This window comes from Methylocystis sp. (genome assembly GCF_050251305.1).
Taxonomy (GTDB): Bacteria; Pseudomonadota; Alphaproteobacteria; order Rhizobiales; family Beijerinckiaceae; genus Methylocystis.
The window spans coordinates 22,150-29,599 of sequence record NZ_JBFWNB010000042.1 but is presented as its reverse complement, the minus strand read 5'-3'; the positions used below and the strand labels follow the sequence as shown (position 1 = coordinate 29,599).

At 66.2% G+C, this 7,450-nt stretch carries 5 protein-coding genes; all 5 read left to right on the top strand.

Going from position 1 to position 7,450, the window contains the following annotated elements; all coding sequences use genetic code 11:
- Positions 1 to 789, top strand: a 789-nt coding sequence (locus tag AB7F41_RS13155; RefSeq protein ID WP_428406608.1) for a trypsin-like peptidase domain-containing protein, incomplete at its 5' end; no start/stop codon positions are given.
- Positions 790 to 807: 18 nt separating this feature from the next.
- Positions 808 to 1,686 carry a PP2C family protein-serine/threonine phosphatase gene (locus tag AB7F41_RS13150; RefSeq protein ID WP_428382152.1) on the top strand — a complete coding sequence of 293 codons (879 nt, stop codon included), beginning with the start codon at positions 808 to 810 and terminating at the stop codon, positions 1,684 to 1,686.
- 3 nt (positions 1,687 to 1,689) lie between these two features.
- Entirely contained in the window at positions 1,690 to 3,399 is a 1,710-nt protein-coding gene (locus AB7F41_RS13145; protein ID WP_428382154.1) for a serine/threonine-protein kinase, read from the top strand.
- Positions 3,400 to 3,924: 525 nt separating this feature from the next.
- Positions 3,925 to 4,956, top strand: a complete 1,032-nt coding sequence (locus tag AB7F41_RS13140) for an alpha/beta hydrolase (protein WP_428382156.1) — start codon at positions 3,925 to 3,927, stop codon at positions 4,954 to 4,956.
- A 175-nt stretch (positions 4,957 to 5,131) separates the two neighbouring features.
- Positions 5,132 to 7,363, top strand: a complete 2,232-nt coding sequence (locus AB7F41_RS13135; protein WP_428382158.1) for a L,D-transpeptidase family protein — start codon at positions 5,132 to 5,134, stop codon at positions 7,361 to 7,363.
- The last annotated feature ends 87 nt before the right edge of the window (positions 7,364 to 7,450 follow it).

Below are 7,450 nucleotides of genomic sequence, written 5' to 3'. Positions count from 1 at the left end.
TGGCAGGTCGGCAACGGCGCCGAAGGCGGCCGAGAAGGCATTCTCTACGATTACGTCGTCGTCACCTCGGGAAAAAAGCGGAGGGCGAAAATCAAGGAGCCGAAGGTCATCGATCTATATGATTCGACCTACTCCGACGTGTTCCACTGGATCCCCGAATCCGGCGGCTACATCTTCAAGACGGACGATCCCACGACCGCGCTCGCCGGCAATACGCCCGACCCGAACTCCAACAACAAAGCGTCTTTCGTCGGACGCAACGAAGTCTTGGAGGTGAAGTTCCACGGCAGCCGGCTCGGCGTGAACGCCAATCTCGTCAGGACCTCGCCGGACGCGGATGCGGCGCTGCTCAAGATCGACTCGCCCCAGACGCTGACGAAAGTCGAAATGGCGCCCAACGCGCCGGTCGAGATCGGCGAGAACATCACCGTGCTCGGCTATCCCGCCGTCTCGGTCGAAAATTTCGTGTTGCGGCAGACGGAAGAGCGCGGCCGCATTCGCAGCCAGCTTGAAAAGATCACCGAAGCGACCGTCACCGAAGGCATCGTGTCGAAAACCGCGAGCGGCGTGAAATCGACCGAAGGCGGGACCTTCGCGAGCGACATGGGCGATGTTTACCAGCTCAGCGTCGTCGCCACGGGATCGGGCAACAGCGGCGGTCCGGTGTTCAACTCATCGGGCAAGGTCATCGGCCTGTTCACGTACAGCCGTAACGTCGGCGACACCAAAGCGACCATGGCGGTGCCGATCAAATACGGCGCAGAGCTCACACAGGCGCAACGCGAATAGTAAAGGGCCGCCTTCCCCATGACGGCGAACAGGCCATCCACAGATGCGTTGCGCATCGCGGGCGCAATCCGCACCGACGTCGGCTGCGTCCGGCGGCTCAACGAAGACTCCGTCGCCTTCATCGCGAGCGCCGGCCGGAGTGATCGCGACTTTGGCGCGCTCGCGCTGGTCGCCGACGGCATGGGCGGCCACGCCGCCGGCGAAGTCGCCAGCGCGCTCGCGCTCGAAGTGGTGCGGCGCGTCTATTATTCGCTCGACAAGACGCCGTCGGAAGCGCTGCGCGCGGCGTTCGACGCGGCCAATCGGGCAATCTTCGACTACGCCGCCAAACATCCAGAATGCGCCGGCATGGGGACGACCTGCACGGCGCTCGCCGTCAGGGACAATCTTCTGTGGCTCGCGCATGTCGGCGACAGCCGCGCCTATCTGATGCGCGACGGCGAGCTCACGCAGCTTTCCGACGACCAGACGCTGCATGCGCAACTGGTGCGCGACGGCGTGATGTCGCCCGAGGACGCCGGCAAGGGCGCCGGCAGCAATGTCATTCTGCAGGCGCTCGGCACGCGTCTCGACGTGGAGCCGACGATCTGGAAGGAAGGCCTGCCGCTCCGTCTGGGCGATCTTGCGGTGATGTGCTCCGACGGGCTGACCAACCTCGTGGCCGACGGAACGATCTCCGAATTCGCCTCCAAAAATCCGCCGGCGGAGGCCTGCCGGCTGCTGATCGAGGCCGCGCGCCGCGGCGGCGGCCATGACAATATTTCCGTGGGAGTCTTCGTCGTCGAGACGGACGGCGCCAATCAGGCCGCCGACCAGGCGGCGACGAAGCGGATCCAGGTCGCCGACTCGCCGACGGGCGCGCTGACGGCGAAGATCGACGCGATTGCGGAGGGTTGAGCGATGACCGACCCGCAGATGATCGGACACTATCGAGTCGTCACGCTGCTCGGCACCGGCGCGATGGGCAAGGTGCATGCGGCGGTGGACACCTTCCTCGAGCGCGAAGTGGCGATCAAATCGCTGCGCGCGGAGCTGACTCAGGACCCCGATTTCGTCAGCCGATTCCGCGCCGAGGCGACAAGCCTCGCGAAACTCAATCACCCGAACATCACGACGCTCTACTCGCCGGTGCTGGAGGGCAACGACCTTTACATGGTCATGGAGCTGGTGCACGGCCGGCCGCTCGACGAGATTTTGCGGGAGCGCGGCAAGCCGCTCGGCGTCAAGGAAAGTCTCGCGGTCATCGCACAGGCGGCGGATGGACTCGCCTATGCGCATCAGATGGGGGTGATCCATCGCGACATTAAACCGTCCAACCTGATGGTCGCCGACGACGGCCGGATCAAGATCATGGATTTCGGCATTGCGCGCGTGCGCGGCAGCGTGCGCCTGACGCGCGCCGGCACGGCGGTCGGCACGCCGCTGTATATGTCGCCGGAGCAATGCCGCGGCGGCGAAGGCGACGAAAGAAGCGATCTCTACGCGCTGGCCGTGGTGCTTTACGAAATGCTCGCCGGCGCGCCGCCATTTTCCGGCGCGACCGAATATGATCTGACGCAGGCGCAGATCCACGCCGAGGCGCCGCCGCTCGTGCCGCGCATATCCGGCGTCACGCCGGAAATTGAATCGGCGATCATGACGGCGCTGGCGAAACGTCCGGAGCAGCGATACCCGAACATGCGCGCCTTCAGCGACGCGCTCGGCGCCACCGCGCTGCGCATCGACGCCGCGAGCATCGTGCGAAACGCGGGGCATCTCGTCCAGGATTCAACCGCCGAGCGCGACGTGCCGACGCCCGAGCGCATGTCGACGAAGCTGATCGCCATCGCGAAGAGCCGAAGCGCGACGGTCGTGCGCCGCTTCAAGCGACTGCATCCTGCGGCGCAGGGCGCGTCGCTCGGCGTCGCGGCCGCCGCCGTCGCGACGCTGGCGTTTCTCGCGTTCACCGAGCCCTCGCCGCCAGAACGACAGGAGCGCACGACGCTGAACGACTCGAGCGACGGCGATCAGCGCTCCATCCGCACAGTCAACGACGCGCCGATTCCGCGACGCGGCGACTGCAACTCGCAGTTCGCGACGCCCAACGATCCCCTGGGCTGCAACTGGCGCCAGTCGTCCTCGCCCAAGTCGACGGCGTCGATCTACGACTTGCGCGCGGCGATGAAGGACCGCAGCCGATGGGACGTCGCCTTCCCGATGGCGCAGAGACTGGCGGAAGCCGGCGACAAGGAAGCGCAATATTATCTTGGGACCCTATATGCGAAGGCGCCGGGCCATCAGAACTTCGCCGAGGCGTTCAACTGGTTCAGGAAATCCGCCGCGCAGGGCTACGCCGATGCGCAGGCGTCGCTCGGCGTCATGTACAAGGACGGGCTGACGCCCGACGGCAGGCAGGATCCGAACGAAGCGGTCCACTGGTTCGAGCTGGCGGAAGCGCAGAACAACGGCCGGGCGCAATTCTGGCTCGGTGAAGCCTATGAGAAGGGCCTCGCCGGGCTGAGCGTCAATCGCGGCAGAGCGGAAGAGCTGTATTACAAGGCGAGCCTGCAGGCCATTCCCGACGCAGCCGAAGCCTTGCAGCGGATCAAGCGGCGGCGCGGCCGACGCTAGAGTCCGCCTTTGCTGAATTGGCCGCCGCCGCCACTGCCGCCGCCTGATCCCCCGCCGCCACCCCCGCCGCCGCGATGATGGCCCGCAACATGCGAGCGCCCGCGATGATGCCGCGTGTAACGAGGACGCGCCCGATAAGAGTGGCGATGGCCGCCGTAATGGCGTCGCCCGCGATATCGGAAGCGGAATCCTCCGAGCATTGCGCCGATGAGACCGAGCTGCGCCGACGCCGGCTCGGGATCCACGACGACAAAGGGAAGCGTGAAGACGCCAAGCAAGAAAGATCGGCGCGAAAGCCGACGGTCGGCGCCGTCGTCATTGTCAGTCATGGAACTCGCCCCCGCAGACGGTATGGCTTGATTATTGTTCTCGCGGCCGCGTCCTGTCAATTTTGGACGGCGTCTGCGCTGCGCGCATGTTCTGCGAAATCTCTGCGCCGAGCGCTCTGACGATCGACGCAAGGCGCGCCTGTTTTTTCGCGCGCGAAGCCATGGAAAACCTTGAGAAGCCTTGGAGAGCGATGACATGGATGACGCCGAACAACGCCGCGCCCCTTCGCCCGTCTTCGTCGACGCGCGCGCCGACGGACCGGGCGTCGTGCGCTTTTTCGAAAATGATCCGGCGGCGCCCTTCTATCGATTGCTGTCGCAACTGCGCGTCCCCGTCGCGATGCGCGACATGATGATGGCGCCCGTGCGCGCCTGTTACAGAGGCGAAGGTGTGGCGATCGACCCAGCCGCGCTGCCGCCGAGCGCGGCGCAGCTCTATCCGCAGGTCGCTGTTACGACTCTCGCCGTTCCTTCGGAGGCCGGCCCGATCCGCTGCGCATGTTTCGCGCCGCCCGGCAAAGATCCAAAGCCGATGATGCTTTACGTCCATGGCGGCGGTTTCGTCGTCGGACGCTCCGAGGATACGGCCTTCGTGACCAGCCGCATCGCCGCCGAAAACGACCTTCTCGTCGTCAGCGTCAATTACCGCTGCGCGCCCGAATGGCCCTTTCCCGCCGGCCTCGACGACTGCATGGCGGTTCTGCGCTGGATGCGCGACAAAGGCGCCGACATCGGCGGAGACGCATCGCGCATCCTGGTCTGCGGAGATTCCGCCGGCGGCAATCTCGCCGCCGCCTTGCCGATCAGGGGCCGCGAGGACGGCATGTTTATCGCCGCGGCCGTGCTGCTCTGTCCGGTGACGGATTTTCATTTCGAAAAATTTGCGTCCTTCGAGCGGCTCGCGCCGGCGGGGGTCGTGATCGACGCGGCCTTCATGGGATTTGCGCGCGGCGCCTATCTGGCGAAATCGGCGCAGTGGCGGCATCCCTGGGCGAGCCCGGCGCTCGCCGATTTGAAGGCCTATCCGCGCACGTTGATCGTCAGCGGAACCGCCGATCCGCTGGTCGACGACAATCGCGCCTTCGCCGAAAAGTTGGCGGCGGCGGGCGCGAACGTCGAACATTTCGTCGCCGAAGCCATGCCGCACGGCTTCTATTTCTTTCCGGGCGTGTTGAAAGAGACCGACGCCGCATTCGCGGCAATCGCAAAATTTGTCGCCGATCGTTAAAATCTCAGTTAAGAACAATACACTACGGACGCATCGCCAGCTTCGTTCAAGCTTTCGCGACGCCCTTGGCCGCCACTTTACAGTCGCTAGGCCTCGCATTAGCCATTCATTATAGATTAAATAAGACATTCGCCTTAATACTGAAGGCGCTCAACCGCAGTGTTTGGAGCGGCTCATGCGCTTGCGAACGCGCTCTTGCGCCAGACTTTTTTCGACGGCCGCGATCACCGCCGCCGCGACGCTCGTCCTCGCGCGATCGCCCGCGATCGCGCAATACTATTATTTCTGGGGCGGCGAGCGCGCCCCACGCGTCGAAGCCCCGCCGGAGCCACGCCGCGTCGCGCGACCGCAACGCCAGACGCGCAAGAAAATCTCGCGTCCCGCCGCCGGGAAAGACGGCGCCGCGGCGGCGCGAACTGCCAAGGCCGAGGCCCCAAAGCTCGATCGACCCCTGTTTTTGATCGCCTCGATCGCCGATCAGCATGTGTCGATCTACAATCGCCACGGCCTAGTCGCGCGGTCCGCCATCTCGACGGGAGTCGCCGGACATCCGACGCCCAAGGGCATTTTCAGCATTATCGGCCGCGAGCGGTTTCATCGCTCGAATATCTATTCCGGCGCGCCCATGCCCTTCATGCAGCGGGTGACCTGGTCCGGCATCGCCATGCATCTCGGCGTCGTTCCGGGACACCCGGCCTCGCATGGCTGCATTCGACTTCCCGCCGCATTCGCCGCAAAGATGTGGGGAATGACCAGGATCGGCGAACGCGTCGTCATCTCTCCGCATGACGTGACGCCGACGGAATTCGAGCATCCGCTGCTGCCTGCGCCGAAAATGCGCGCGTCCGCCGAGCCCGGCGAAGACGGGCCGTCGTCGCAAGAACGCGCCGCCGCGCCGGAGAAGGCGGAGCGGCAGAGCGACCCGGGCGCTGCGCCGGCCGCCGCCAAGCCCGCGCCCGCCGCCGATCCGCAGCAGGCGTTCACCGTCGACCCCGGGCCGAGCGCCGCCCACGCCGACCCGCTTTCCGACGAATTGCAACAGAAAGCGGCTCCGCCCAAGGCCGACGCCGACGCGCCGGCCGCCAGTTCGCAACAGCCGGCGGAAGCCAAAGCCGACGCCGCGGACAAACCGTCCGAAGCCGCAAAAACGGCGAACCCGCCGGATGCGCAACAGCCCTCGCTCGACGCGGCCGACGCGGCCGCCGTCAGCCCGTCGCAAGAGCGCGCCGAGCAGACCGGGCGCGACTCGGACCGTGAGACGGCTGACGCCGACAAGAACGCGCCTGCCGCCGATTCGCAGCAGGAGTCCCACGCTGCCGCCGATTCGCCGGCCGACAAGCCATCGCCGGCCGAACCGCCGAAGGACGAAGCCAGCGCGACCCGGCTCGACACATCGGAGCCTGTCGCCACTGCGCCGCGGAACGCGATCGCCGAACGACCGAAAATCAATCCGCATCAATATGCTCTAAAGTTGAAGGCCAAGACCGCCGCTGACGTCGTCGCCGCGAAAAAGGCGGTGCAGGAATTGACCGCCGACGTCGCCGCGAAGCGGAAGGAGGCGGCGCGCGCCGCAGCGGAGCTCGGCGCCGCAGAAGCCGCCCATACGTCGGCCCTCTCGAAAGCCGATCGGGCGGCTGCGTCCTATGACGCGGCGACGGCGGCGATCGCCCGTCAGCAGGAGCCCGCCGAAGCTGCGGAGCGCAGCGCGGTCGCGGGCGACCGTCGGGCCAAGGCGAAAGCCGACAGTCTGACGCGGGCCTATGGAAAGGCGCTCCTCGCCCAAGATGCGGCGCTGCTGGCGAAAGCCAACGCGAGCGCCTCGCTTGACGAAGCGACGGCGAAGCTCGAGCCGGCGAGAACGGCCGCGGCGGCGAAGGACGCCGAGTCCGCCGCCGCCGATCGACGGCTCGAAGAGGCGCGCGCCGCCGTCGCCGTCGCCGTCGCAGCGGATCGGGACGCGCAAAAACGCGTGATGCCCGTCTCGGTGCTGATCAGCAAGAAGGACCGGCGGATCTATGTGCGCCAGGGACTCTCGCCGGTGTTCGACGCGCCGGTCGAGATCCGCGATCCCGATACGCCGCTCGGCTCGCATCTTTTTATCGCGACGGCCGCGGACGACGACGGGTCGCTCAAATGGTCGGTCGTGACGATGCCCGTGCGCGCCGACAGGCCGGTGGAGCGCAGGAAAAATCTAGCGTCGGCTGACACGAAGACGGATGTTTCCTGGAGTTGGCGCACGACGGGCGCGAGTCCGGCGGAAGCGCTGGAGCGCATCGACATCCCGAAAGACGTTCGCGACCTGATCGCAGACAGGCTGTGGACCGGGGCGTCGCTCATCGTCTCGGACCAGCCGGTCAGCGGCGAGACTGGAGCCGACGGCACCGATCTGACCATAAAATTCCGCTAGCGCGAGAGTCCCGAGCCGACTTCAGCGAAATCTCGCGGCCGACAGCGACGTCATCGCTCGGCAGGCGGGCGTTGCGCCTGTATTCTC

What these genes read in the sequence shown, in the direction of transcription:
- AB7F41_RS13150 (WP_428382152.1), top strand. Translation starts at nt 808, where the DNA reads ATGACGGCGAACAGGCCATCCACAGATGCGTTGCGCATCGCGGGCGCA.
- AB7F41_RS13140 (WP_428382156.1), top strand. Translation starts at nt 3,925, where the DNA reads ATGGATGACGCCGAACAACGCCGCGCCCCTTCGCCCGTCTTCGTCGAC.
- AB7F41_RS13145 (WP_428382154.1), top strand. Translation starts at nt 1,690, where the DNA reads ATGACCGACCCGCAGATGATCGGACACTATCGAGTCGTCACGCTGCTC.
- AB7F41_RS13135 (WP_428382158.1), top strand. Translation starts at nt 5,132, where the DNA reads ATGCGCTTGCGAACGCGCTCTTGCGCCAGACTTTTTTCGACGGCCGCG.